This is a genomic window from Gordonia sp. KTR9, from assembly GCF_000143885.2.
Lineage (GTDB): Bacteria > Actinomycetota > Actinomycetes > Mycobacteriales > Mycobacteriaceae > Gordonia.
Genome location: NC_018581.1, coordinates 2,584,565 through 2,609,740 on the forward strand (window position 1 = coordinate 2,584,565; position 25,176 = coordinate 2,609,740).

The following is a 25,176-nucleotide window of genomic DNA, read 5'->3' on the forward strand; positions in this document are numbered from 1 at the left end:
TTCTTACGGCATTGTTCGTTGCCGGCTGTGGTGCGACACCGTTACCTGCCGAGCAGCCGACGAGTGGTTCTCCGGCAGCACCGCCTGGGAAGCGACTACCGCCTGATTTGGATATGTCTTTCCGCTGGAGTCCGACAAATGTCCTTGACCTCACGAGTTCGGAGGGGACGTTTGTCCGCGCGTACACGGAGTCATTCGAACTTGCGTTTGAGGGGCAGTCGATGGAGTGGGGATATCCCGGATTCGCCGCGGCATCGCCACCAGGCACCGACGAGCGAATCCGTCTGGTGGCGAGCAACAGTCAGACCAGTCGAGTGGTGAATACGCTCTTCTTGTTTCCCCTTCGGCGCGAAGACGCGGCTGACCGAAGTCGATTGACGATATGTCGCAGCGAGCTGCTGTCGATCGAGCAACGATCGGACGGTGGCGGGGTCGAGTGGCGCAACGTTCGATTTCCATGGGGGCCTCCGGTAACGATCGAATTCGTGCGCGCGGGACAGAGGCTGCCACCCGCTGATCGACGAGGTTCTCAGACCACGCCCCTCACGTCGATGTTCGGCAGTTGGAAGGCGTCGTACTTCGACCGCTTGGGGGTTGGGCCGGAGAACCGCGCCGACGTCGTCGCGTGCAACGCTTTGCCTCCGAACCCCGACCTCCCGAGACTCGGGGTCGAGACCGGTCCCGAGCCTTGGCCGGTACTGCCACCCACTCCCGGCTGGCCGGCCAACGGTCTCTGAGACTCCGGAGCGCTTTCGTCGGTAGCAACACCGCGTCCTACACTTCGACCATGTGCACCGCCGGTTCCGCGCCCATGATCGCCCCGTCCATCCTGTCCGCGGACTTCGCGAATCTCGCGGCCGAGGCCGCTGCCGTGGCGCGGCCGGGCGAGACCCGGGCCGACTGGTTGCACGTCGACGTCATGGACGCACACTTCGTGCCGAACCTGACCCTGGGACTACCGATCGTCGAGAGCCTGCTGAAGGCCACCGACATCCCGCTCGACTGCCACCTGATGATCGAGAACCCGGAGCGGTGGGCGCCGCCGTACGCCGAGGCGGGGGCACACAACGTCACGTTCCATGCCGAGGCCACCGAGAACCCGATCGGCGTCGCCCGTGACATCCGCGCCGCCGGGGCCAAGGCGGGGCTGTCGATCAAGCCGGGTACCGCGCTCGAGCCGTATCTGGAGATCCTGCGGGACTTCGACACCCTGCTGATCATGAGCGTCGAGCCGGGCTTCGGAGGTCAGAAGTTCATCCCGGAGGTTCTCGAAAAGGCCCGCGCCATCCGGAAGTTCATCGATTCCGAGGAGCTGAGGCTTCTCGTCGAGATCGACGGCGGCATCAACGCCGACACGATCGAGGAGGCCGCGGAGGCCGGGATCGACTGCTTCGTCGCCGGATCGGCCGTCTACGGCGCCGACGATCCCGGACAGGCCGTCGCCGCACTTCGTGAGTCGGCCGCCACCGCACGGGCGCAGAGCCAGGCCTGACCCGATGGACATCGCCGGTGCCATGGAGCGCGCGATCAGCGCGTCCCGGGAGGCGATGGGGGTCAGCTCACCGAATCCGCCGGTCGGCGCTGTCATCCTCGCCGCCGACGGCACCCTAGCCGGCATCGGCGCGACCCAACCGCCCGGCGGACCGCACGCGGAGATCATCGCCCTGCGAGCCGCGGGCGACGCCGCGCGCGGCGGCACCGCGATCGTCACCCTCGAACCGTGCAACCACACCGGTCGGACCGGCCCGTGCGCGCAGGCACTCGTCGAGGCGGGTGTCGCCGAAGTCCACTACGCGGTGAGTGACCCGAACCCGGTCGCCGCCGGCGGCGCCGACACGCTTCGGGCCGCCGGGGTGCGCGTCACCGGGGGAGTCGCGGCCGGCGACGTCGAGAACGGCCCGCTCCGCCCGTGGCTCACCCGGCAGCGTCTCGGGCGGCCGCACGTCACCGCGAAGATCGCCGCCGGAGTCGACGGCCGGATCGCCGCGCCCGACGGCACCAGCCAGTGGATCACCGGCCCGCAGGCCCGCGACCACGCGCACTCGCAGCGCGCTCGCATCGACGCCATCGTCATCGGCACCGGTACCGCGCTGGCCGACAATCCCACTCTCACCGCGCGCACGGCCGACGGCACGTTGCACCCGCACCAGCCCGCCCGCGTCGTCCTCGGTCGCCGCGACCTCCCGGCCGACGCCCGTCTCCGGGATCCGGCGGGCGGCCCGCTGATCCGGGTCGAATCCCACGACCCCGCCGACGTGCTCGCCGCACTGCCGGACGCATTGTGGGTGCTGGTCGAGGGCGGACCGCACATCCTGGGGGCCTTCTTCGCGGCCGGACTCGTCGACGAGGTGCACGCCTACGTCGCCCCCCTGGTGCTGGGCGCCGGACGCGGCTCGGTGGAGATCCCGGGCGTGACCACCCTCACCGACGGCCTGCGGTTCCGCACGACGTCGGTGACGCGGCTCGGGGACGACGTCCTCCTGACACTGTCGCGACCCTCGACCACCTCGCGTGAACGGTGAGCGGCACGACATGCCCGCGGCGCCTTTCGCTCACCGGAATCGCAATGCGACTGACATCTCGGACCGTGCTAGCGTCGATGTCACCAGTTCTCGGGGCGGGGTGAAACTCCCCACCGGCGGTGATGAGGGTGCGGTGGATCCGCATCGTCCAGCCCGCGAGCGCCTGCCACCAGGTAGGGACAGCAGATTCGGTGCGAATCCGAAGCCGACGGTCACAGTCCGGATGCGAGAGAACAGGCGACACGAGGCCGCCCTGTCTGCTCCGAGCGAGCAGGAGGAGTGCGTGTTCACCGGAATCGTGGAAGAACTCGGCGTCATCGCCGACCGCGAGGATCTCTCCGACGCCGCCCGATTCACCGTCCGCGGGCCCGTGGTCACCGCCGATGCCGGTCACGGCGACTCGATCGCCGTCAACGGCGTGTGTCTGACCGTCGTCGACCTCCGCCCAGGTGAGTTCACCGTCGATGTGATGGGCGAGACGCTGCGCCGGAGTTCGCTGTCCGACCTGGGTGCCGGCAGCACCGTCAATCTCGAGCGCGCCATGCCCGCGAACGGTCGTTTCGGCGGCCACATCGTGCAGGGACACGTCGACGGCACCGGAACGATCGCCGCGGTCAACCCGTCGGAGAACTGGACGGTCGTACGGATCGCGGTTCCCGCGAAGCTCACGCGCTACCTCGTCGAGAAGGGATCGATCACCGTCGACGGGGTGTCGCTCACCGTGTCGGCCGTCGGTGGGGCCGATGACGACTCCTGGTTCGAGATCTCCCTGATCCCGACGACACTCAACGAGACCAACCTCGGCGCCGCCCGACCCGGCACCGTGGTCAACCTCGAGGTCGACGTCATCGCCAAGTACGTCGAGCGCCTCCACCTGGGTTCGGACACGACTGGTACTCCTGATGTTGCGGGGGCGAAATGAGCACAACGAGTGAGGTTCTGATGAGCGAGTCGTCGCGAGACGGTGAAGACGTGACCGCAGCCGAGGGCACCGGAGTCGCGTTCGACACGATCGAACGCGCCATCGCCGACATCGCGGCGGGCAAGGCCGTTGTCGTGGTCGACGACGAGGACCGCGAGAACGAGGGCGACCTGATCTTCGCGGCGGAGAAGGCGACCCCCGAACTGGTGGCGTTCATGGTGCGCTACACCTCCGGATACCTGTGCGTCCCGCTCGACGGTGACGCGTGCGACCGGCTCGGTCTGCCCCCGATGTACTCGATGAACCAGGACAAACACGGCACGGCCTACACCGTGACCGTCGACGCCCGCGAAGGCATCGGCACCGGCATCAGTGCCGCCGACCGCGCCACGACGATGCGCCTGCTGGCCGATCCCGACGCCGCGGCGGCCGATTTCACCCGACCAGGCCACGTGGTTCCGCTGCGTGCGAAGGAAGGCGGCGTACTTCGCCGCCCGGGTCACACCGAAGCCGCGGTCGACCTCGCCCGCCTGGCCGACCTCTCGCCGGCCGGGGTGATCTGCGAGATCGTGAGCCAGAAGGACGTCGGCTCGATGGCGCAGACCGACGAGCTGCGGGTGTTCGCCGACGAACACGACCTCGCCCTGATCTCGATCGCCGACCTGATCGCCTGGCGCCGCCGCCACGAGAAGCACGTGGTCCGCGTCGCCGACGCCCGGATCCCCACCCGCCACGGCGACTTCCGCGCTGTCGGGTACTCCAGCGTCTACGACGACGTCGAGCATGTCGCGCTCGTCAAGGGCGACATCACCGGCGAAGCCGACGGTCACGATGTTCTCGTGCGCGTGCATTCGGAGTGCTTGACCGGCGACGTCTTCGGTTCGCTGCGCTGCGACTGCGGGCCACAGCTCGACGCGGCGATGGAGATGGTGGCCGACGAGGGCCGGGGCATCATCCTGTACATGCGCGGTCACGAGGGCCGTGGCATCGGGCTGCTGCACAAGCTGCAGGCCTACCAGCTGCAGGATGCCGGGTCCGACACCGTCGACGCCAACCTCGAGCTCGGCCTGCCCGCCGACTCGCGGGACTACGGACTCGGCGCACAGATCCTGGTCGACCTCGGCGTGCGGTCCATGCGCCTGCTGACCAACAATCCGGCGAAGCGCGTCGGACTCGACGGGTACGGTCTGCACATCGTCGACCGGGTCCCGATGCCGGTGCGCGCCAACGCCGAGAACCTGCGCTACCTGCGTACCAAGCGCGATCGGATGGGCCACGACCTCGTCGGGCTCGACGATCACGCGCAGCCCACCGACGGCGCGTCCGAAGGAGCACCCGCATGAGCGGCCACGGAGAGCCGACCCTCGAACTCGCCGATGCCGGCACGCTGCGTCTGGCCATCGTCTCGTCGCAATGGCACGAGACCGTCTGCGGTGCCCTCCTCGACGGTGCCATCCGGGCCGCACGCGACAACGGCGTGACCGAACCGACGATCGTGCAGGTCGCCGGCGCGATCGAGCTGCCCGTCATCGTGCAGGCGCTGGCCCGCACCCACGACGCGGTGGTGGCGCTTGGCGTCGTGATCAAGGGTGAGACACCGCATTTCGAGTACGTGTGCGACGCGGTGACCGCCGGTCTCACGCGGGTGTCCCTCGACGAGTCGACACCGGTGGGCAACGGGGTGCTCACCGTGCTCACCGAGGACCAGGCGATCGCCCGTGCCGGGCTCCCGGGTTCGACCGAGGACAAGGGCGCACAGGCCACCGTCGCCGCGCTGGCGTCGGCGCTGACCCTGCGCGCGCTGCAGCGCGGCGAGACCCTCCCGGTGGCGGTCGGAGGAGCGTCGGCGTGAGTTCTGCGGACTCCCACCCGGCCGGCACCGACGCGGCCGGGTGGGACCTGGTGTACCGGCCCCGCAACCTGCCGCGATGGGCGATCGTGACAGCCGCGGTGGTGCTCGCGATCCACATCACGTTCGGCCTGCTGTTGACCATCGACGACGTCGGCGTCCGCAATCTCGGCGGCTCCGACCAGGTCGCGATCATCCTCATCGGCGTCCTGATCTCGGCGGCCATCCTGCTGTTCACCCGCCCGCGTCTGCGTGTCGGCGCCGCCGGGGTCGAGGTCCGCAACCTGGTCTCGGTGCGACTCTTCGAGTGGGACCGTGTTCTCGGTCTCACCTACCCGGAGAAGGGTTTCGGGGCGTGGCTGTTGTTCCCGGCCGACGAACACATCACCGTCCTGGCTGTTCAGGCCGGCGACGGCCAGCGCGCCATCGACGCGATGGGCCGGTTCCGCGAGCTGGAGGAGCGCTACCGCGGGACTGTCCGGCCCGGCCACTAGCCTGGAACACGTGGCCGACCCGACTACCTACCGCCCCGCGCCGGGGTCCATCCCGACCGATCCCGGGGTGTACAAATTCCGCGACGAGCATCGTCGCGTCATCTACGTGGGCAAGGCCAAGAATCTCCGGTCGAGGCTGACGTCGTACTTCGCCGACATCACCTCGCTGCATCCGCGCACCCGCCAGATGGTGACCACCGCCGCGTCGGTCGAATGGACCGTCGTCGGCACCGAGGTGGAGGCGCTGCAGCTCGAATACAACTGGATCAAGGAGTTCGACCCGCGCTTCAACGTCCGCTATCGCGACGACAAGAGCTACCCGATGCTCGCGGTCACGCTCAACGAGGAGTATCCCCGGCTGTTCGTCTACCGGGGCCCGCGCCGGCGCGGCGTGCGCTACTTCGGCCCGTACGCGCACGCCTGGGCGATCCGCGAGACGGTCGACCTGCTCACCCGGGTCTTCCCGGCCCGGACCTGCTCGGCCGGTGTGTTCAAACGGCATCGCCAGATCGACCGGCCGTGCCTGCTCGGTTACATCGACAAGTGTTCGGCCCCCTGTGTGGGGCGGGTGGACGCCGAGGAGCACCGGGAGATCGTCGAGGACTTCTGCGACTTCCTCGCCGGCCGCACCGACCTGATGATCCGCAGGATGGAACGGGACATGACCGTCGCCGCCGAGGAACTCGATTTCGAGCGCGCCGCACGGCTGCGCGATGACATCGGCGCGATGCGACGCGCGATGGAGAAGCAGGCGGTCGTGCTCGGCGACGGCACCACCGCCGACGTGATCGCCCTCGCCGGCGACCAGCTCGAGGTGTCGGTTCAGGTCTTCCACGTCCGCGACGGGCGGGTACGCGGTCAGCGCGGATGGGTCGTCGAGCGCAGCGACAACGGAACCGACGGCGACGTGGTGGGGGAGTTCGTCACCCAGTTCTACGGCGCCCAGGTCGATTTCGACGCCACGGTCGACGTCGGGACCGACCGGGCACACGGGGAGTCCATACCGCGCGAGGTGCTGGTCCCGGAGTTGCCCTCCGACGCCGAGGAACTCGAGGAGTGGCTGTCCGGTCTCCGGGGAAGCCGCGTGCGGCTGCGGGTTCCCCAGCGCGGCGACAAGAAGGCGTTGTTCGAGACCGTCGCCCGCAACGCGTCCGAAGCCCTTGCGCAGCACAAGCTCCGGCGCGCCGGCGACCTCACGACCCGTTCGGCGGCCCTCACGGAACTGCAGGAGTCGCTGCTGCTCGATCAGGCGCCGCTGCGCATCGAATGCGTGGACATCTCGCATGTCCAGGGCACCGACGTGGTCGCCTCGCTCGTCGTCTTCGAAGACGGCCTGCCGCGCAAGTCCGACTACCGGCACTACTCGATCCGCCATGCCGCCGGTGAGGGTCACTCCGATGACGTCGCGTCCATCGCCGAGGTCACGCGACGGCGCTTCCTGCGGCACCGTACCGACCGTGACGCACCGCCACCGGTGTCCGGGGAGATCAGCGCCGCCGCCGACACGCCGGCACAGCCGCGGAAGTTCGCCTACCCGCCGAACCTGTTCGTCGTCGACGGTGGTGCGCCGCAGGTCCACGCCGCGGCCGCGGTACTCGACGAGCTCGGCATCACCGACGTCTCGGTGATCGGGCTGGCCAAACGCCTCGAGGAGGTGTGGGTCCCCGGCGACGACGACCCGATGATCCTGCCGCGCAACAGCCAGGCCCTGTTCCTGCTGCAGCGAGTGCGTGACGAAGCCCATCGCTTCGCCATCACGTTCCACCGCAGCAAGCGCAGCAAGCGCATGACCGAGTCGGTGCTCGACGGCGTGCCCGGTCTGGGCCGAACCCGCCGCACCGCGCTGGTGACCCACTTCGGTTCGGTCGCACGCCTGCGTGAGGCATCCTTGGACGAGATATCCCAGGTACACGGAATCGGCCTCACCACGGCGCGCGCGGTCAAGTCCGCGCTCTCCGACGAGGTGCCGGTGCCGGAGCAGACCCCGACCCCGGCCCCGGCGGAGGCCGAGAAGGAGATGACGGTGGCAACCGGTGACGCGGGACGAGGTGTCGATGAGTGACCACACCGAAGCGGAGAGCACGGTGACCGCGGAGCAGACCGGGACCGACTTCACCGTGCTGTTCGTGACGGGGATGTCCGGCGCGGGACGATCCACCGCGGCGAACGTGCTCGAGGACGACGGCTGGTACGTCGCCGACAACGTGCCGCCCTCACTGATCTCGACGATGGTCGGGATGGTGCGGGAGGACGATCCCTCGATCACGCGGCTCGCCATGGTGCTGCGCGCCTCCGACGACAACCTCGCCCACCAACTCGAGCAACTGCGGGACCGTCTCGAACAGTCCGGGATCCGCACCCGACTGCTGTATCTCGATGCCAGCGATCAGGTGCTGGTTCGCCGGTTCGAACAGGTTCGCCGCCGTCACCCGTTGCAGGGCAAGGAGACCCTCGTCGAGGGGATCGCCCGCGAGCGCGCGATCCTGGCCCCGATCAAGAACGTCGCCGACCTGGTGGTGGAGACCTCGGCGCTGACCGCGGCGAAGCTGCGCGCGATCGTCGAAGGCGTCGCGCCCGGCGACACCGAACCCCGCCTGTCGATCGTGGTGCAGTCGTTCGGCTTCAAATACGGGCTGCCCATCGACTCCGATCTCGTCGCCGATGTCCGGTTCCTGCCCAACCCGCACTGGATCGACGAGCTGCGCGACCACAACGGCCGCGAGGCGCCGGTCCGCGACTACGTGCTCGGTCAGCCGGACGCCGACGGGTTCCTCGACCACTACACCGGACTGGTCTCGATCGTCGGTCGCGGGTATCTGCGAGAAGGCAAGCGCTACATGACGATCAGCGTCGGATGCACCGGTGGCAAGCACCGCAGTGTGGCCATCGCCGAGGAGTTGTCGGCTCGTCTGCGCCGCGCCGTCGACGACGCCGGGCTCGCGTCCTACGACGTACGGGTCATGCATCGCGACCTGGGGCGCGAATGAGTTCCGCCGAGCCGCGGATCGTCGCCCTCGGCGGCGGACACGGCCTCTACGCGACGCTGACCGCGATGCGCTACCTCAGTGCCGACATCACCGCGGTGGTCACCGTCGCCGACGACGGGGGATCGTCGGGGCGACTGCGTGCCGAACTCGGACTCATCCCACCCGGTGACCTGCGAATGGCGCTCGCCGCGTTGATGAGTACCCCCGAGGGGCTCGAGGATGGACAGCCCGCCGATCCGGTCGTCCGCCGCCGCCACGAACTGTGGGCCGAGGTCCTCCAGCACCGATTCGGCGGCCGCGGGGCCCTGGCCGGACATCCCATCGGCAACCTGCTCCTCGCCGGACTCACCGAGGTGCTCGGCGACACGGTCGGGGCGCTCGCGGAGTTGCGGGCGATCTTCGGCATCACGGGACACGTGCTGCCCATGTCGACCGTGCCGCTCGACATCGAGGCCGACGTCTCGGGACTCGAGGCCGATCCGCGCATCAGCCGTGAGATCCGCGGGCAGGTCGCGGTCGCCACCACCCCCGGCAAGGTGCGTCGTGTACGGCTGCTGCCGGACGATCCGCCGGCCTGCGAATCGGCCCTCGCGGCAATCGAATCGGCCGATCTGGTGATGTTGGGGCCGGGCTCGTGGTTCTCGAGCGTGATCCCGCACGTCCTGGTGCCCGAGCAGCTGAAGGCCTTGCAGCGCAGCCGTGCTCGCAAGGTGCTGGTGGTCAACCTGGCTCCCGAGCCGGGGGAGACCCCGGGGTTCTCGGTCGAGCGACACCTCCACGTGCTGCACGCCCACGCGAACACGTTCCGCGTCGACCATGTCCTCGTGGACGCGTCGTCGGTCCCGGCCGGGCGTGAACGTGATCACCTCGAGCGTGCGGCCGGATTGTTCGGTGCGGAGCTGAATGTCGGGGACGTCGCGGTGCCCGGCCGTCAGGTCCATGACCCGGCGAAAGTCGCCGCCGTGGTGAACGAACTGTGCGAAGGTGAATTGACCCGTTACTCTGGCCGAGCGGACGCCTGACCCGGGCGATGTTCCGCGACTTTCTCGAGGGACGTGTGGTCTGTTGACAGGAGGACAGGTACCGGTGGCGATGACGGCGGCGGTGAAGGACGAACTCAGTCGCCTGTCGGTGACTCAGGTGAGTTCTCGGAGAGCCGAGGTGTCGGCGTTGCTGCGTTTCGCCGGCGGCCTGCACATCGTCGCGGGTCGCGTGGTGGTCGAGGCCGAGGTCGACATGGGCAACGTGGCGCGTCGCTTGCGCCGCGAGATCCACGACCTCTACGGCTATGCCTCGGATGTCCACGTCCTGCGCGGCGGCGGGCTACGGAAATCGGCGCGCTACATCGTGCGGATCACCAAGGACGGCGAAGGCCTGGCACGGCAGACCGGACTGCTCGACCTGCGCGGCCGGCCGGTGCGCGGACTGCCCGCACAGGTCGTCGGCGGCAGCGTCGCCGACGCCGAGGCCGCCTGGCGCGGAGCGTTTCTCGCGCACGGCTCGCTCACCGAACCCGGTCGGTCGTCGGCTCTGGAAGTCAGCTGTCCCGGACCGGAGGCGGCACTCGCCCTGGTCGGCGCGGCACGGAGGCTCGGAGTCACGGCCAAGGCGCGCGAGGTCCGCGGCGCCGACCGGGTCGTCATCCGCGACGGCGAGGCCATCGGCGCGTTGCTGACCCGCATGGGTGCCCACGACACGAGGCTCGTCTGGGAAGAACGCCGTATGCGGCGGGAGGTCCGCGCCACCGCGAACCGCCTCGCCAACTTCGACGACGCGAACCTGCGTCGATCGGCGCGCGCGGCCGTCGCGGCCGCGGCCCGGGTGGAACGCGCACTGGACATCCTCGGCGACGAGGTGCCCGACCATCTCATCGCGGCTGGGCAGCTTCGCATCACGCACCGGCAGGCGTCTCTCGAGGAGCTCGGTCAGCTCGCCGACCCGCCGATGACCAAGGACGCCGTTGCCGGACGAATCCGCCGGCTGCTGTCGATGGCCGACAAGAAGGCCCGCCAGGACGGGATCCCCGACACCGAGTCCGCGGTCACCTCCGAGCTGCTCGACGAGGCCTGAGACCCGCGGCGGAGCACCACCGGCGTGCGTGACCCGGACCTGCGGTGTGCCGAGCGCAGGGTCGCCTACTAGGCTGGTGGCGACGTGCGCGGAGGCGTGACCACTCAGGTGTGCTCTCGCTGACCGCGCACGCGCGGCCAGACAGGGCTTGACCACCAGGCCCGACCATGAATACCGCTAAGGAGCACAACTGTGACTGTTCGGGTAGGCGTCAACGGATTCGGCCGGATCGGCCGCAACTTCTTCCGCGCCGTCGAAGCGCAAAAAGCTTTGGGCACCACCGACATCGAGATCGTCGCGGTCAACGACCTGACCGACAACGCGACCCTCGCGCACCTGCTGAAGTTCGACTCCATCCTCGGTCGCCTCTCCGACGACGTCTCCCTCGAGGGCGACGACACCATCGTCGTCGGCGAGCAGAAGATCAAGGCCCTCGAGGTCAAAGAAGGCCCGGCCGCGATCCCGTGGGGCGACCTGGGCGTCGACGTGGTCGTCGAGTCGACCGGTATCTTCACCGCGCGCGCCAAGGCGCAGGGACACCTCGATGCCGGCGCCAAGAAGGTCATCATCTCCGCCCCGGCGTCGGATGAGGACATCACGATCGTCATGGGCGTGAACGACGACAAGTACGACGGCAGCCAGAACATCATCTCCAACGCCTCGTGCACCACCAACTGCCTCGGCCCGCTGGCGAAGGTCCTCAACGACGAGTTCGGCATCGTCAAGGGCCTCATGACCACGATCCACGCGTACACCCAGGACCAGAACCTGCAGGACGGCCCGCACAAGGACCTGCGTCGCGCGCGCGCCGCCGCCATCAACATCGTGCCGACCTCGACCGGTGCCGCCAAGGCCATCGGCCTGGTCCTCCCGGAGCTGAAGGGCAAGCTCGACGGCTACGCGCTGCGTGTCCCGATCCCCACCGGTTCGGTCACCGACCTCACCGCACAGCTGTCGAAGACCGCCACCGCCGACGAGATCAACGCAGCGCTCAAGGCAGCTGCCGACGGTCCGCTCAAGGGCATCCTCAAGTACTACGACGCGCCGATCGTCTCGTCCGACATCGTCACCGACCCGCACAGCTCGCTGTTCGACGCCGGCCTGACCAAGGTGATCGACGACCAGGCCAAGGTCGTGTCCTGGTACGACAACGAGTGGGGCTACTCCAACCGCCTCGTCGACCTCATCGGTCTCGTCGGCAAGTCGCTCTGATCCACCCCCAACGACTTTAGGAGTCAACGCCTCATGGGTGTTCCCACTCTGAAAGACCTTCTGGAGGAAGGTGTTTCGGGCAGGGGTGTGCTGGTCCGGTCGGATTTCAACGTCCCGCTCGACGGGTCGACGATCACCGATCCGGGTCGCATCCTCGCGTCCCTGCCGACGCTCAACGCGCTCATCGACGCCGGTGCGAAGGTGATCATCACCGCGCACCTGGGTCGTCCGAAGGGCGAGCCGGACCCGGAGTTCTCGCTGGCCCCGGTCGCCGCCCGGCTCGGCGAGGAACTCGGCCGCAACGTGCAGCTCGCCGGTGACGTCGTCGGAACCGACGCGCTGGCACGCGCGGAAGGGCTCACCGACGGCGACGTCCTGCTGCTGGAGAACATCCGCTTCGATCCGCGGGAGACCTCCAAGGACGATGCCGAACGCGAGGCGCTCGCCAAGGCGCTCGTCGAGCTCGTCGGCGATGACGGCGCGTTCGTCTCCGACGGTTTCGGAGTGGTGCACCGCAAGCAGGCCTCGGTCTACGACGTCGCCAAGCTGCTCCCGCACTACGCGGGTGAGCTCGTCGCCGCCGAGGTCGAGGTGCTGTCGAAGCTCACCGACGAGGTCACGCGTCCCTACGCCGTCGTCCTCGGCGGCTCGAAGGTCTCGGACAAGCTCGGCGTCATCGAGGCCTTGGCACCCAAGGTCGACACCCTGGTCATCGGCGGCGGAATGGCGTTCACGTTCCTTGCCGCGCAGGGGTATTCGGTCGGCACCTCGCTCCTGCAGGAAGATCAGATCGATGTCTGCAAGAGCCTGCTCGAGCGGTTCGGCGACGTCATCCACCTGCCCGTCGACGTCGTGGTGGCCGACAAGTTCGCCGCCGACGCCGAGTCGGACACGGTGGCCTCCGACGCGATTCCGGACGGCTGGATGGGACTCGACATCGGGCCGGAGTCGGTGAAGCGGTTCGCCGCGGTGCTGTCCGGTGCCAAGACCATCTTCTGGAACGGTCCGTCGGGGGTGTTCGAGTTCGAGAAGTTCTCGTCGGGCACCCGCGGTGTCGCCGAGGCCATCGCCGGCGCGACCGGGAACGGCGCGTTCACCGTGGTCGGTGGCGGCGACTCGGCCGCCGCCGTGCGCACGCTCGGCCTGCCCGACTCCGACTTCTCGCACATCTCCACCGGAGGTGGCGCGTCGCTGGAGTACCTCGAGGGCAAGGAACTGCCCGGTCTCAAGGTCCTGGAGAGCTGAACCATGGCACAGCGTAAGCCGCTCATCGCGGGCAACTGGAAGATGAACCTGAACCATCTCGAGGCGATCGCGCTGGTGCAGAAGATCGCGTTCGCGCTGCCGGCGAAGTACTTCGACAAGGTCGACGTGACGGTGATCCCGCCGTTCACCGACATCCGCAGCGTGCAGACCGTCGTCGACGGGGACAAGCTGCTGCTCACCTACGGTGCGCAGGATCTGTCCGCACACGACTCGGGTGCCTATACGGGCGAGATCAGCGGCGCGTTCCTCGCGAAGCTCGGCTGCACGTTCGTGGTCGTCGGGCACTCCGAGCGGCGCACGCTGCACGGTGAGACCGACGAGGTCGTGCTCGCCAAGACCAAGGCCGCGCTCAAGCACGAGCTCACGCCGATCGTGTGCATCGGCGAGGGGCTCGACGTCCGCGAGGCCGGCGAGCACGTGGCGTACAACGTCGCGCAGCTCAAGGGCTCGCTCGCCGGTCTGTCCGCCGCCGAGATCGCCAAGACCGTCATCGCCTACGAGCCGGTCTGGGCGATCGGCACCGGTCGGGTGGCCGGCGCGGACGACGCGCAAGAGGTCTGCAAGGCCATCCGTGAGGCCCTGGTGGACATCGCCGACGCCGACACCGCGGCATCGGTGCGCATCCTCTACGGCGGATCGGTCAACGCCAAGAATGTCGGCGACCTGGTCGGACGACCGGACGTCGACGGCGCGCTGGTGGGCGGGGCCTCGCTGAAGTCCGACGAGTTCGCGACGCTGTCGGCGATCGCCGCGGGTGGCCCCTTGCCCTGACGGGTCATACCCACGCGTACACTGTGGCAGGTTGGCCTCGAGTCGATGCGATTCACGTCGTCTCGATCGGGGGCCGGCCTGCCACAGCTGTATGTAAAGGGCTTTACGGAAGGGCGTTTCGACTCGTGACTGTGCAAGGTGCACTCGACATCGGATTGATCGTGACCAGCGTGTTGCTGATCGTGCTCATCCTGCTGCACCGCGGCAAGGGTGGCGGTCTGTCGTCGCTGTTCGGCGGCGGTGTCCAGTCCAGCCTGTCGGGCTCGAGCGTTGTCGAACGCAACCTCGACCGGCTCACCATCTTCGTCGGACTGATCTGGGTGATCTTCATCGTCGGCGTCGGCGTCGACATCAAACTGTCCGGATAGCATCTCGGGATGCCGCTCCCGGGTGATGCCGGGATACTTGTCGGCATGAGTGAAACCGTCCCCACACGGGGAGTCCCGGACTGGCGCCCGTCCATCTCGATCGTCGACCACATCGTCGTCGACGACGAGGGCCGTGCGCTCACCGAACCTTTGCGCGAGGACATCCGCCTGCTCGGCGGAATCCTCGGTGACGTCGTCCGAGAGCACTCCGGCGCCGACGTGTTCGATCTCGTCGAAGCGGCCCGCGTTGCCGCGTTCCGCGTGCGCCGCAACGAGATCGACCGGAACGAACTCGCGGACATGTTCGTCGATCTGGACATCTCCACCGCCGTCCCGGTCATCCGGGCCTTCAGCCATTTCGCCCTGATGGCCAATCTGGCCGAGGACATCCACCGCGAGAGGCGTCGGGCCATCCACGTCCGGGCCGGAGACCCGCCGCAGGACAGCAGTCTCGCCGCCACCTACCGCAAACTCGCCGCCGCGGGGCTGGGCGACGAGGAGGTCGGCCGGACCCTCGCCGACGCCGCGGTGGTCCCGGTCATCACCGCGCACCCCACCGAGACCCGCCGCCGCACCGTCTTCGAGGCCCAGAACCGCATCACCGAGCTCATGCGGTTCCGCGGCCGCACCGAGCTGACACCGGACGAGGACGCAGAGGTCACCGAGTCCATTCGACGTCAGATCCTGACGCTGTGGCAGACCGCTCTCATCCGACTCGAACGCCTCACCATCCAGGACGAGATCCGTTCCGGGCTGCGGTATTACGATGCGTCGTTCTTCGAGGTCGTGCCGGCCATCAACACCGCGGTGCGTGCCGCGCTGCGCGCGACGTACCCCGATGCGGGACTCGCCGACGAGCCGATGATCCAGATGGGGTCGTGGATCGGCGGCGACCGCGACGGCAACCCGTTCGTGAATTCCGAGGTCGTGACCCTGGCCACGACCCTCGCCGCGCAGACCGCCGTCGGACATCATCTGTCCGAGCTCGAGAGCCTGGCTCAGGAACTGAGCATGTCGGCGCGACTGATCGATGCCAGCGACACCCTGTTCGACCTCGCCGGGGCGTCGGCCGACGATCCGGGCGCCGACGAACCCTTCCGGCTCGCCTTGCGCGCCATCCGCTCCCGCCTGCTGGCGACCGCTCGGGACATGTTCGACGACGACTTCCTCACCTCGAGCGAGGAGTCCCTGATCGACGGCAGGCAACCGTACGGCCATGCGGCCGAGCTTCTCGCCGATCTCGACGTGATCGATGATGCGCTCCGCGCCAACAACGACGACTCGATCGCCGACGATCGGCTGCTCGCCTTGCGAGAAGCGGTGCGCACGTTCGGTTTCCACCTGTCCGGACTGGACATGCGGCAGAACTCCGACATGCATGAGGAAGTGGTCGCCGAACTCCTGGCGTGGGCGGGGGTGCATCCGGATTACGCGTCGCTCGAGGAGTCCGAGCGGGTGAGAATCCTGTCGGCCGAGCTGAGTGCGCGTCGTCCGCTGACCAGCCCCGACGCCGAGCTCAGCGAACTCGCGACCAAGGAACTCGGGATCGTCCGGGCAGCCGCCAGGGCGGTGGCCACCTTCGGACCGGCGGCCGTACCGAACTACATCATCAGCATGTGCACCTCGGTGAGTGACATGCTCGAGGCACTGATCCTGCTCAAAGAGGCCGGACTCTACGACCCGGATGGCGGAACGCCTCGCTGTACGGTACGGGTGGTTCCGCTGTTCGAGACCATCGAGGATCTCCAGCAGGGTGCACAGACGCTGCTCGCCGTCCTCGACGTCCCGTTCTACCGCGCGATGGTCCAGTCCCAGAACGGGATTCAGGAGATCATGCTCGGCTACTCCGATTCCAACAAGGACGGCGGCTACATGGCCGCGAACTGGGCACTCTACCGGGCCGAGCTCGACCTGGTCGACGCGGCGGCGCGGTCGGGGATCCGGCTGCGTCTGTTCCACGGACGCGGCGGCACCGTCGGACGTGGCGGCGGTCCCAGCTACGACGCCATCCTGGCCCAGCCTCCGGGCGCGGTCCAGGGTTCGCTGCGCATCACCGAGCAGGGCGAGATCATCGCCGCGAAGTACGCCGAACCGGTCACGGCTCGTCGCAATCTCGAGACGCTGCTCGCCGCGACCATCGAGTCCTCACTCCTGGACGTGGAGGGACTCGGCGACGAATCCGATTCCGCCTACGAGATCATGGACGACATCGCGGCGAAGGCCAGAGCCGCCTACAGCCGCCTGGTCCACGAGACACCGGGCTTCGTCGAGTACTTCACCACCTCGACGCCGCTGTCGGAGATCGGGGCCCTCAACATCGGCAGCCGCCCGGCGTCGCGCAAGCAGACCGAGAAGATCTCCGATCTCCGTGCGATCCCATGGGTGCTCTCGTGGACCCAGTCACGGGTGATGCTGCCCGGCTGGTACGGCACGGGGTCGGCGTTCGAGGAGTGGGTCGGTGACGACCCGGACCGCCTCGAGACACTGCGCCGGTACTACGCGAAGTGGCCGTTCTTCCGCACCGTCATGTCGAACATGGCCCAGGTGCTGGCGAAGTCCGACATGGGGCTGGCTCACCGGTACGCGCAGCTCGTTCCCGACGAGGAGTTGCGCGACAGGGTGTTCGGCATGATTGTCGACGAACACGAACGGACCATCGCGATGTGCGCGAAGATCACCGGCACCGACGACCTGCTCCACGACAACGCCGCACTCAAGCGGTCGGTCTACAACCGGTTCCCGTACCTCGAACCGCTGAACCTGCTACAGGTCGAGCTCCTCCGCCGTTTCCGGGCCGGGGAGGACACCCCCATCGTTCGACGCGGGATCCAGCTCACCATGAACGGTCTCGCGACCGCGCTGCGCAATTCGGGTTAGAAGATCACTTGAGGTCGGCGGCGGCCGCGTCATCGAGGAACCAGATCGTCTCCTCGGTGCCGCGGGCGCCGGCGGCGGGCCAGTCGGCAGGATCCGCGCCGCGGTGGGCGGCGCCGACCGCCTCGGACTTGTCGGCCCCGGCGACCAGGAACCACACCTGTCGCGAGCGGTTCACCACGGGCAGGGTCAGCGTGATCCGGCGCGGTGGTGGTTTCGGCGAATCCTCGACGGCGACAACCGACTTGGTGGTCTCCGCGGTTGCCGCGGTGTGCGGGAACAGTGAATTGACGTGCCCCTCACCACCCATGCCGAGCAGGTGGAGATCGAAGTCCGGGGCCACACCGTCACTCGACCGGCCGGCGAGGATCGCGGCATAATCGGCTGCCGCCGCCTCGATGTCGTCACCGAGCGGACCGTCCGACGGCGCCATCGGGAACACCCGTGACGGGTCGACGGGAACCTTGTCGAGCAGCGCCTCACGTGCCTGACCCGAGTTGCGCTCCGGGTCGTCGGCGGGGACGAATCGGTCGTCGCCCCAGTAGATGTCGACCTTCGACCAGTCGATGGTGCCGCTGTCCGCGGCGAGCGCCGAGAGGAGTCCGATCCCGTTGCTGCCGCCCGTCAGCACCACGCTGGCGACACCGCGTTCGGCCTGGGCGCGGGTGACGAGGTCCACGAAACGGGTGGCGGCGGTCTCGACCAGTTCCTGCTTGGAGTCGAAGACGAGGGTCTCGGTGGTCATCGGGCGGCAACTCCTTCGGCGTCGTCTGCGAACTCGACCTCGGGCACTCCCTTGAGTGCTTCGACGTACACCTCGTCGGTGTCGAGTCGTCGTAACTCCTCGGCGATACAGGCGGGCAGTTCGCGTCGGCCCATCGCGACGCGCCCATCGGGTTTACCCGGCATCGAGAGCACCGCGTTGTTCTCTTCGTCCACCGCGAGGATGGTCGGGCCGTCGTCGCGGAACAGGCGGATCTCGAAACTCCCACGCCGGCGCCGGGTCGGCACGCGCAGGGTGGATCGTAGCCACCCGGCGAGTAGATCGACCGATGGCGAGTTCTGCGCTCCCGTCACCTGGACCTCGGTGACCGGGGTGTGCGGCGGACGATCGAATGCGGAGGCGAGGATCGCGCGCCAGTGCGTGACGTGGGTCCAGGCGAGGTCGGTGTCGCCGGGGGAGTAGGTCTCGAGGCGCTGCGCGAGCACCGCGAGCGAGTCGTCGGCCTTGCTCGCGTCGACGATGCGCCGATGTCCGAGCCTGCCGAGTGGATCGTCGGCGGGACGCACCGGGCCCTTGCCCGGCCACCAGGTGACGACCGGGGTGTCGGGCAGGAGGAACGGAGTCACGACACTGTGGGGATGGTCGGCCAGTTCGCCCTGCAGCGACAGCACCACCACCTCCGAGGCGCCGGCGTCGCCGCCCACGCGGATCTGCGCGTCGAGCCGTGAGTCACCCTCGCGCACACCCCGGTACACGACGATGACGCGGCTGGGATGCTCGCGACTGGCGCCGACCGCCGCCTCGATGGCCCCTTCCATCGGTTCGCCCAGTTCGACGCACACGACGAGAGTGAGGACGCGTCCGAGACTGAGCGCACCACCCGCGGCACGCACCTCGATGATCTTCTTCGCGACCTTTCCGGTCGACGTGTCGGGCAGTTCGACGATCATCGGGTGGCCTCCTGAACGGAACGGTCGGTGAGGACGTGCGGGCTTCTCGTCACGGCCGGCGCCACGCGCGACCGGTGCGGGCCATCATCTCCTCGGCCGACGGCGGACCCCACGTGCCGGACTCGTAGGTGTCGGGGGAGCCCGACGCAGCCCAGTGTTCGAGCACCGGATCGAGGATGCGCCACGACAACTCGACTTCCTCGTTGACGGGGAACAGCGAGGGCTCACCCAGCAGGACGTCGAGGATCAACCGCTCGTAGGCCTCCGGCGAGGCCTCGGTGAAGGCGGTGCCGTAGCTGAAGTCCATGTTGACGTCCCGGACCTCCATGCTCGACCCGGGGACCTTCGAGCCGAAGCGCAGGGTGATGCCCTCGTCCGGCTGGACCCGGATGACGAGCGCGTTCTGGCTGAGCTCCTCGGTCATCGTCTGATCGAAGGGCAGGTGTGGTGCGCGTTTGAACACGAGCGCGATCTCGGTGACCCGTCGGCCCAGACGCTTACCGGTACGGAGGTAGAACGGCACACCGGCCCAGCGTCGGGAGTCGACCTCGAGTGCGATCGCGGCGAAGGTCTCGGTCGTCGAGTCCTTCGCGAAGCCGTCTTCGTCTTTGAGGCCCGGGACCTTCTCGCTGCCCTGCCAACCGGGTCCGTACTGACCGCGGGCGGTGTTCTCGTCGATCGGCAGGACGTTGCGGGTCGCGGCGAGGACCTTGATCTTCTCGGCCTGTAATTGCTTGGGCTCGAAGGAGATCGGCTCCTCCATCGCGACCAGGGCCATGAGCTGCATGAGGTGGTTCTGGATGACGTCGCGCGCCGCGCCGATGCCGTCGTAGTAACCCGCCCGACCGCCGAGACCGATGTCCTCGGCCATGGTGATCTGGACGTGGTCGACGTAGTGCGAACTCCAGAGCGGGTCGAAGAGCTGATTGGCGAACCGCAGGGCCAGGATGTTCTGGACGGTTTCCTTGCCGAGGTAGTGGTCGATGCGGAACACCGACGACTCCGGGAAGACGTTGTTGACGATCGCGTTCAGCTCGCGGGCGGACTCGAGGTCGTGACCGAACGGCTTCTCGATCACCACCCGGCGCCAGCTGTCGCCCGTCGGGGCGGCGAGTCCGCTGCGTTCGAGCTGCTCGCAGACCGTGGGGAACGCCTTCGGTGGGATCGACAGGTAGAAGGCGTGATTGCCGTCGGTCCCGCGTTCGACGTCGAGCGACTTGAGGGTGTCGCGCAGCCGGTCGAAGGCGGCGTCGTCGTCGAAGGCGCCCTGCACGAAGCGGAATCCCTCGGCGAGGCGTTCCCACACCTCTTCGCGGAATCCGGTCCGTGCGTGCTCGCGGACGGCGTCGTGAACGATGGCGCCGAAGTCCTCGTCGGTCCAGTCGCGACGGGCGAACCCGACGAGAGCGAACGAGGGTGGCAGGAGGCCGCGGTTGGCCAGGTCGTAGACCGCCGGCATCAATTTCTTGCGTGCCAGGTCACCGGTGACCCCGAAGATGACCAGGCTGCATGGTCCCGCGATGCGTGGCAGCCGTTTGTCCTGTGGGTCACGGAGCGGATTGGTCCACGAACCGGACCCGACCGACTGCTCGCCTCCGGCCACCTGCGCTCAGCCCTCGTTCGCTGCGGACAGTTGCTCGGCGGTCGCGCTGAGCAGATCGTTCCACGCGTCCTCGAACTTGCTGACGCCCTCGTCCTCGAGAACCTTGAAGACGTCGGCGACGTCGACGCCCACCGCCGAGATCTTGTCGAAGATCTCCTGCGACTCGGCGGCGAGACCGATGATGGACCCGGTGTTGACCCAGCCGTGGTCGGCGAAGGCGTCCATCGTCTTGCCGGGCATCGTGTTGACCGTGTTCGGCGCGACGAGCTCGCTCACGTACAGCGTGTCCGGGTAGTCCGGGTTCTTCACACCCGTCGACGCCCAGAGTGCGCGCTGGGGCCGCGCGCCCTTGGCAAGGAGGTCGGGGAAGCGGGACTCGACCTCGAAGACCTGCTGGTAGGCCGAGTAGGCGAGGCGGGCGTTGGCCAGTGCGGCCTTGCCCTTCAGTTCCACGGCCTCCGGGGTTCCGATGGCGTCGAGCCGCTTGTCGATCTCGGTGTCCACGCGCGACACGAAGAACGACGCGACGGAGTGGATGCGCGACAGGTCATGGCCTGCCTGGGCGGCGGCGTCGAGGCCGTCGAGGTAGGCGTCGATGACCTTCTCGTAGCGCTCGACCGAGAAGATCAGCGTGACGTTCACGCTGATGCCCTCGGCGATCACCTTGGCGATGGCCGGCAGGCCCGCCTCGGTGGCCGGGATCTTGATGAGCAGGTTCGGCCGGTCGACGATCTTCCACAGCTCGACGGCCTGGGCCACCGTGGCGTCGGTGTCGTGGGCCAGGCGCGGGTCGACCTCGATCGAGACCCGGCCGTCGACGCCGTCGGTCGCCTCGAAGGTCGGGGCGAGGACGTCACAGGCGTTGCGGACGTCGTCGGTGGTGACCGTCCGGATGGTGGCGTCGACATCGGCGCCCCGTGCGGCCAGCTCGTTGACCTGATCGTCGTAGGCGTTGCCCTTGGACAGCGCGGCCTGGAAGATCGACGGGTTGGTGGTCACCCCGACGACCGACTTGGTCGCGATCAGGTCTGCGAGGTCGCCGGAGCTGATCAGGTCCCGGGACAGGTCGTCCAGCCACACCGAGACTCCGGCAGCGGACAGTTCGGCGAGCTTCTCGTTCTGGGTCACGATTCTCTCCTCATGGGGTTGGCTTGTCAGCCGGTGTTGTCTACGGCTTTGTCAGCCGGCGACGACGCGCTCGGCGGCCGCGGTCACGGCCTCGGCGGTGATACCGAACTTGGTGAACAGCACCTTGTAGTCGGCGGAGGCACCGAAGTGCTCGATCGAGACGATCTCGCCACCGGCGCCGACGATGCGGTACCACGGCATCGCGATACCGGCTTCGACGGCGACGCGCGGGACCGACGGCGGCAGCACGTCGTCCCGGTAGCCCTGCGGCTGTTCGTCGAACCACTCGACGCAGGGCATCGAGACGACACGCGCCTTGATTCCCTTCTCCGCCAACGCCTTCTGCGCGTCGACGGCCAGGTGGACCTCGGAACCGGTGCCGATGAGCACGACCTGCGGGTCACCCTCGGAGTCGCTCAGGACATACCCGCCGTTGGCAACGCCCTGCGCCGAGGTGCCCTCGAGGATCGGGATGTTCTGCCGGGTGAGTGCCAGGCCGACCGGATGGTTGCGTCGCGTCAGCAGGTGCTGCCATGCGAACGCCGTCTCGTTGGCGTCGCCGGGGCGCACCACATCGAGATTCGGGATCGCACGCAGCGCGGCGAGGTGTTCGATCGGCTGGTGGGTCGGGCCGTCCTCGCCGAGACCGATCGAGTCGTGGGTCCAGACGTAGATCGGGTCGATCTCCATCAGGGCGGCGAGCCGGACCGCGGGACGCATGTAATCGGCGAACTGCAGGAACGTGCCGCCGTAGGCGCGGGTGGGACCGTGCAAGACGATGCCCGACAGGATCGAGCCCATCGCGTGCTCGCGCACACCGAAGTGCAGGGTGCGGCCGTACGGGTTCGCCGACCACTTCTTGGTGCTGATCGAGGTCGGTCCGAACGACGGTTCGCCGTCCATCGTCGTGTTGTTTGAGCCGGCGAGGTCGGCCGAACCGCCCCACAGCTCGGGCAGCACGGGCGCGAGGGCGCCGAGCACCTTGCCCGACGCGCTTCGCGTCGCGACGTCCTTGTCGCCCACGTTCCAGCTCGGGAGGGCGTCGGTCCAGCCCTCGGGGAGCTCCTGGGCGGTCAGCCGGTCGAACAGCTTCTTGGCGTCGGGGTTCTTCTCCGCCCAGGCGTCGAACGACGACGTCCACGCCTTGCGCTGCTCGGCGCCGCGGTCGATGAGCTTGCGGGTGTGCCCGATGACCTCGTCGCTCACCTCGAAGTTCTTGGCGGGGTCGAAGCCGAGGACCTTCTTCGTCGCCGCGACCTCGTCTTCGCCGAGCGCCGCACCGTGGGCCATGCCGGTGTTCATCATGTTGGGCGCCGGGTAGCCGATGATCGTCCGCAGGCAGATGATCGACGGCTTGTCGATGACCTGGCGGGCGGCCTCGACCGCGGCCTCGATGGCGACGATGTCCTCGCCGCCCTCGACCGTCTGGACGTGCCAGCCATAGGCCTCGTACCGCTTGGCGACGTTCTCCGACAGCGCGATGTCGGTGTCGTCCTCGATCGAGATCTGATTCTGGTCGTAGAACACGATCAGGTTGCCGAGCTGCTGGGTACCGGCCAGCGAGCTGGCCTCCGAGGTCACGCCCTCTTCGATGTCGCCGTCGGAGGCGACGACATAGATGTAGTGGTCGAACGGGCTCTGCCCGGGGGCCGCGTCCGGGTCGAACAGGCCGCGTTCGCGACGGGCGGCCATCGCCATGCCCACCGACGACGCCAGACCCTGACCGAGCGGGCCGGTGGTGATCTCCACGCCGCGCGTGTGACGGAACTCGGGGTGGCCCGGGGTGAGGGAGTCCCAGGTCCGCAGCGCCTCGATGTCGGAGAGCTCGAGGCCGAATCCGCCGAGGTAGAGCTGGATGTAGAGCGTCAGGCTCGAATGCCCGCACGAGAGCACGAAACGGTCGCGGCCGGCCCAGTCGGTGTCGGTCGGGTCGTGGCGCATCACCCGCTGGAACAAGGTGTAGGCCAGTGGCGCGAGGCTCATCGCGGTGCCCGGGTGTCCGCTTCCGCATTTCTGCACTGCGTCGGCCGCCAGGAGCCGGGCCGTGTCGACGGCGCGGGTGTCGAGGTCGGTCCAGTCGTCCGGGTGACGGGGGGTGGTCAAAGCGCGGATCTCGTCTGTGTCGGCCACGATGCTGATTGTCTCCTGTGCCTGCTCGGTGCGATTCGTACAAGTGGCGATCGGTCCTGAGGCTGTCGGCGCTCGGGCGACCGACGCCCGTCGGCGCGTACGGGTCCAGAGTAATCGGCGCCGGGCTCGCACTGCGCGCCGACCGATGGTTACCGGCGAGTTCAGGCGTCCGCGCCGGTCGTGGGCCCGCCCGCGTCGTCGCCGTGCCTCGATTCACGGTTCGCAAAGGCAAACGTCTACCATGCTGTGTAGTAGCCCGCGGGCGTCTGTGCGGGCGGACGAGGAGTGTTCGTGAGGATAGGGGAGCGTGTGAGCGGGGACAGTTCCGCCGCATCTCACTCGACCGACACCGCATCGAATCCGCAGGTATCGACCGATCCGGTCGCACCGGCCGATCAGTCGTGGGCCGGGCGCGTGCGTGCGACGGTGCTCGCCTACATCGCGTTGACCAAGCCGCGCGTCATCGAGCTGCTTCTCGTCGCGACCATCCCGGTCATGCTGCAAGCCGACCGCGGCCACGTCGACATCGCGGTCATCGCCTTCACCCTGATCGGCGGCTGGCTCGGAGCCGGGAGTGCGAACACTCTCAACATGGTGGCCGACGCCGACATCGACAAGAAGATGAAGCGCACGGCCCGGCGTCCGCTGGCCCGCCGCGCCGTCGCGACCCGCAGTGCCCTGATCTTCGGTCTCGTCCTCTGGGCGGCGTCCTTCGCGGTCCTGTACTTCGCCGCCAATCTGCTCTCCGCCCTGCTCGTCTCGGCGACCATCCTCTTCTACGTCGGTGTCTACACGCTCATCCTCAAGCGTCGGACCTGGCAGAACGTGGTCTGGGGTGGTGCTGCGGGCTGCATGCCGACCCTGGTGGGGTGGGCTGCGGTCACCGGCTCGCTGAGTTGGCAGCCGATCGTTCTCTTCGCCGTCATCTTCTTCTGGACGCCGCCGCACACCTGGGCGCTCGCGATGCGCTACAAGGAGGACTACAAGGCGGCAGGCGTGCCGATGCTCCCGGTCATCGCGACCGAGGAACGCGTCACCCGGCAGATGCTCATCTACACGTGGCTCACCGTGGTGAGCTCTCTCCTGCTCATCCCGGCGACGAGCTGGATCTACACCGTGATCGCGCTGGCAGCCGGCGGCTGGTTCCTCGAGCGCGTGCACAAGTTGTACCGCGACACCAAGCGTGGCGCCGAAGTCGCTCCGCTGAAGGTCTTCCTGCAGTCCAACGAGTATCTCGCCATCGTGTTCTGCGGACTCGCGATCGACGCGGTCGTCGGACTTCAGACCATCTCGTCCTACTTCTGAG

Annotated in this window: 21 protein-coding genes and 1 riboswitch; of the genes, 16 read left to right on the forward strand and 5 right to left on the reverse strand. The window is 68.2% G+C overall.

Going from position 1 to position 25,176, the window contains the following annotated elements; all coding sequences use genetic code 11:
* Nucleotides 1–787: 787 nt before the first annotated feature.
* From rpe to ppc, 15 genes are all read left to right on the forward strand, one after another.
* Nucleotides 788–1,492 (forward strand): ribulose-phosphate 3-epimerase, encoded by a 705-nt coding sequence (gene rpe / locus KTR9_RS12575; RefSeq protein WP_010840990.1) that lies wholly within the window; start codon nt 788–790, stop codon nt 1,490–1,492.
* 4 nt (nt 1,493–1,496) lie between these two features.
* On the forward strand, nt 1,497–2,522 hold the full coding sequence (gene ribD, locus KTR9_RS12580; RefSeq protein ID WP_014926656.1) for a bifunctional diaminohydroxyphosphoribosylaminopyrimidine deaminase/5-amino-6-(5-phosphoribosylamino)uracil reductase RibD: 1,026 nt from the start codon (nt 1,497–1,499) through the stop codon (nt 2,520–2,522).
* Between the two features lie 82 nt (nt 2,523–2,604).
* Nucleotides 2,605–2,761: riboswitch (FMN riboswitch) on the forward strand.
* A 44-nt stretch (nt 2,762–2,805) separates the two neighbouring features.
* The gene (locus tag KTR9_RS12585) at nt 2,806–3,444 is read left to right on the forward strand and encodes a riboflavin synthase (protein WP_014926657.1); all 639 of its coding nucleotides are present in this window, start codon (nt 2,806–2,808) and stop codon (nt 3,442–3,444) included.
* A gap of 20 nt (nt 3,445–3,464) precedes the next feature.
* Nucleotides 3,465–4,787: a bifunctional 3,4-dihydroxy-2-butanone-4-phosphate synthase/GTP cyclohydrolase II gene (locus tag KTR9_RS12590; RefSeq protein WP_010840993.1), complete on the forward strand. Its 1,323-nt coding sequence runs from the start codon at nt 3,465–3,467 to the stop codon at nt 4,785–4,787.
* Complete coding sequence (ribH, locus tag KTR9_RS12595; protein WP_010840994.1) at nt 4,784–5,296, forward strand: 6,7-dimethyl-8-ribityllumazine synthase; 513 nt, start codon at nt 4,784–4,786, stop codon at nt 5,294–5,296. Before KTR9_RS12590 ends, ribH begins: the two co-directional genes overlap by 4 nt.
* The gene (locus tag KTR9_RS12600) at nt 5,293–5,787 is read left to right on the forward strand and encodes a PH domain-containing protein (RefSeq protein WP_010840995.1); all 495 of its coding nucleotides are present in this window, start codon (nt 5,293–5,295) and stop codon (nt 5,785–5,787) included. The genes ribH and KTR9_RS12600 overlap by 4 nt, the downstream gene beginning before the upstream one ends.
* Before the next feature lie 10 nt (nt 5,788–5,797).
* Complete coding sequence (gene uvrC, locus KTR9_RS12605; protein WP_014926660.1) at nt 5,798–7,849, forward strand: excinuclease ABC subunit UvrC; 2,052 nt, start codon at nt 5,798–5,800, stop codon at nt 7,847–7,849.
* On the forward strand, nt 7,842–8,774 hold the full coding sequence (gene rapZ / locus KTR9_RS12610) for an RNase adapter RapZ (protein WP_014926661.1): 933 nt from the start codon (nt 7,842–7,844) through the stop codon (nt 8,772–8,774). Before uvrC ends, rapZ begins: the two co-directional genes overlap by 8 nt.
* Nucleotides 8,771–9,796, forward strand: a complete 1,026-nt coding sequence (locus KTR9_RS12615) for a gluconeogenesis factor YvcK family protein (protein WP_014926662.1) — start codon at nt 8,771–8,773, stop codon at nt 9,794–9,796. Before rapZ ends, KTR9_RS12615 begins: the two co-directional genes overlap by 4 nt.
* A 64-nt stretch (nt 9,797–9,860) precedes the next feature.
* The gene (whiA, locus tag KTR9_RS12620) at nt 9,861–10,844 is read left to right on the forward strand and encodes a DNA-binding protein WhiA (RefSeq protein ID WP_014926663.1); all 984 of its coding nucleotides are present in this window, start codon (nt 9,861–9,863) and stop codon (nt 10,842–10,844) included.
* Between the two features lie 192 nt (nt 10,845–11,036).
* Complete coding sequence (gap, locus tag KTR9_RS12625; RefSeq protein ID WP_010840999.1) at nt 11,037–12,056, forward strand: type I glyceraldehyde-3-phosphate dehydrogenase; 1,020 nt, start codon at nt 11,037–11,039, stop codon at nt 12,054–12,056.
* 33 nt (nt 12,057–12,089) lie between these two features.
* Nucleotides 12,090–13,301: a phosphoglycerate kinase gene (locus KTR9_RS12630; protein ID WP_014926664.1), complete on the forward strand. Its 1,212-nt coding sequence runs from the start codon at nt 12,090–12,092 to the stop codon at nt 13,299–13,301.
* 3 nt (nt 13,302–13,304) lie between these two features.
* A complete protein-coding gene (gene tpiA / locus KTR9_RS12635; RefSeq protein WP_014926665.1) occupies nt 13,305–14,093 on the forward strand; it encodes a triose-phosphate isomerase in 789 nt (262 codons plus the stop codon).
* 131 nt (nt 14,094–14,224) lie between these two features.
* Nucleotides 14,225–14,461, forward strand: coding sequence for a preprotein translocase subunit SecG (secG, locus tag KTR9_RS12640; RefSeq protein WP_010841002.1), 237 nt, complete (start codon nt 14,225–14,227; stop codon nt 14,459–14,461).
* A gap of 45 nt (nt 14,462–14,506) precedes the next feature.
* Nucleotides 14,507–17,338 (forward strand): phosphoenolpyruvate carboxylase, encoded by a 2,832-nt coding sequence (gene ppc / locus KTR9_RS12645; protein ID WP_044507895.1) that lies wholly within the window; start codon nt 14,507–14,509, stop codon nt 17,336–17,338.
* A 4-nt stretch (nt 17,339–17,342) separates the two neighbouring features.
* Here ppc and pgl read toward each other — a convergent pair whose 3' ends face one another.
* Genes pgl through tkt form a run of 5 tightly spaced genes read right to left on the reverse strand, consistent with a single transcriptional unit; the run spans nt 17,343 to nt 23,870 of the window.
* Nucleotides 17,343–18,080, reverse strand: coding sequence for a 6-phosphogluconolactonase (gene pgl, locus KTR9_RS12650; RefSeq protein WP_010841004.1), 738 nt, complete (start codon nt 18,078–18,080; stop codon nt 17,343–17,345).
* Nucleotides 18,077–19,009: a glucose-6-phosphate dehydrogenase assembly protein OpcA gene (locus KTR9_RS12655; protein ID WP_010841005.1), complete on the reverse strand. Its 933-nt coding sequence runs from the start codon at nt 19,007–19,009 to the stop codon at nt 18,077–18,079. Before KTR9_RS12655 ends, pgl begins: the two co-directional genes overlap by 4 nt.
* 49 nt (nt 19,010–19,058) lie before the next feature.
* A complete protein-coding gene (zwf, locus tag KTR9_RS12660) occupies nt 19,059–20,612 on the reverse strand; it encodes a glucose-6-phosphate dehydrogenase (RefSeq protein ID WP_014926668.1) in 1,554 nt (517 codons plus the stop codon).
* A gap of 6 nt (nt 20,613–20,618) precedes the next feature.
* Nucleotides 20,619–21,740 carry a transaldolase gene (gene tal, locus KTR9_RS12665; RefSeq protein ID WP_010841007.1) on the reverse strand — a complete coding sequence of 374 codons (1,122 nt, stop codon included), beginning with the start codon at nt 21,738–21,740 and terminating at the stop codon, nt 20,619–20,621.
* A 51-nt stretch (nt 21,741–21,791) separates the two neighbouring features.
* Complete coding sequence (gene tkt, locus KTR9_RS12670; protein WP_010841008.1) at nt 21,792–23,870, reverse strand: transketolase; 2,079 nt, start codon at nt 23,868–23,870, stop codon at nt 21,792–21,794.
* A 309-nt stretch (nt 23,871–24,179) separates the two neighbouring features.
* Between tkt and KTR9_RS12675 the strand changes: the two genes are divergently transcribed.
* Nucleotides 24,180–25,175: a heme o synthase gene (locus KTR9_RS12675; RefSeq protein WP_010841009.1), complete on the forward strand. Its 996-nt coding sequence runs from the start codon at nt 24,180–24,182 to the stop codon at nt 25,173–25,175.
* Nucleotide 25,176 lies beyond the last annotated feature (1 nt).

Excerpts from the sequence above, each read along its gene's own strand:
- pgl (WP_010841004.1), bottom strand. The coding sequence starts at position 18,080 with ATGACCACCGAGACCCTCGTCTTCGACTCCAAGCAGGAACTGGTCGAG.
- rapZ (WP_014926661.1), top strand. The coding sequence starts at position 7,842 with ATGAGTGACCACACCGAAGCGGAGAGCACGGTGACCGCGGAGCAGACC.
- KTR9_RS12615 (WP_014926662.1), top strand. The coding sequence starts at position 8,771 with ATGAGTTCCGCCGAGCCGCGGATCGTCGCCCTCGGCGGCGGACACGGC.
- tpiA (WP_014926665.1), top strand. The coding sequence starts at position 13,305 with ATGGCACAGCGTAAGCCGCTCATCGCGGGCAACTGGAAGATGAACCTG.
- ribH (WP_010840994.1), top strand. The coding sequence starts at position 4,784 with ATGAGCGGCCACGGAGAGCCGACCCTCGAACTCGCCGATGCCGGCACG.
- KTR9_RS12630 (WP_014926664.1), top strand. The coding sequence starts at position 12,090 with ATGGGTGTTCCCACTCTGAAAGACCTTCTGGAGGAAGGTGTTTCGGGC.
- rpe (WP_010840990.1), top strand. The coding sequence starts at position 788 with ATGTGCACCGCCGGTTCCGCGCCCATGATCGCCCCGTCCATCCTGTCC.
- ribD (WP_014926656.1), top strand. The coding sequence starts at position 1,497 with ATGGACATCGCCGGTGCCATGGAGCGCGCGATCAGCGCGTCCCGGGAG.
- KTR9_RS12655 (WP_010841005.1), bottom strand. The coding sequence starts at position 19,009 with ATGATCGTCGAACTGCCCGACACGTCGACCGGAAAGGTCGCGAAGAAG.
- ppc (WP_044507895.1), top strand. The coding sequence starts at position 14,507 with ATGAGTGAAACCGTCCCCACACGGGGAGTCCCGGACTGGCGCCCGTCC.
- KTR9_RS12590 (WP_010840993.1), top strand. The coding sequence starts at position 3,465 with ATGAGCGAGTCGTCGCGAGACGGTGAAGACGTGACCGCAGCCGAGGGC.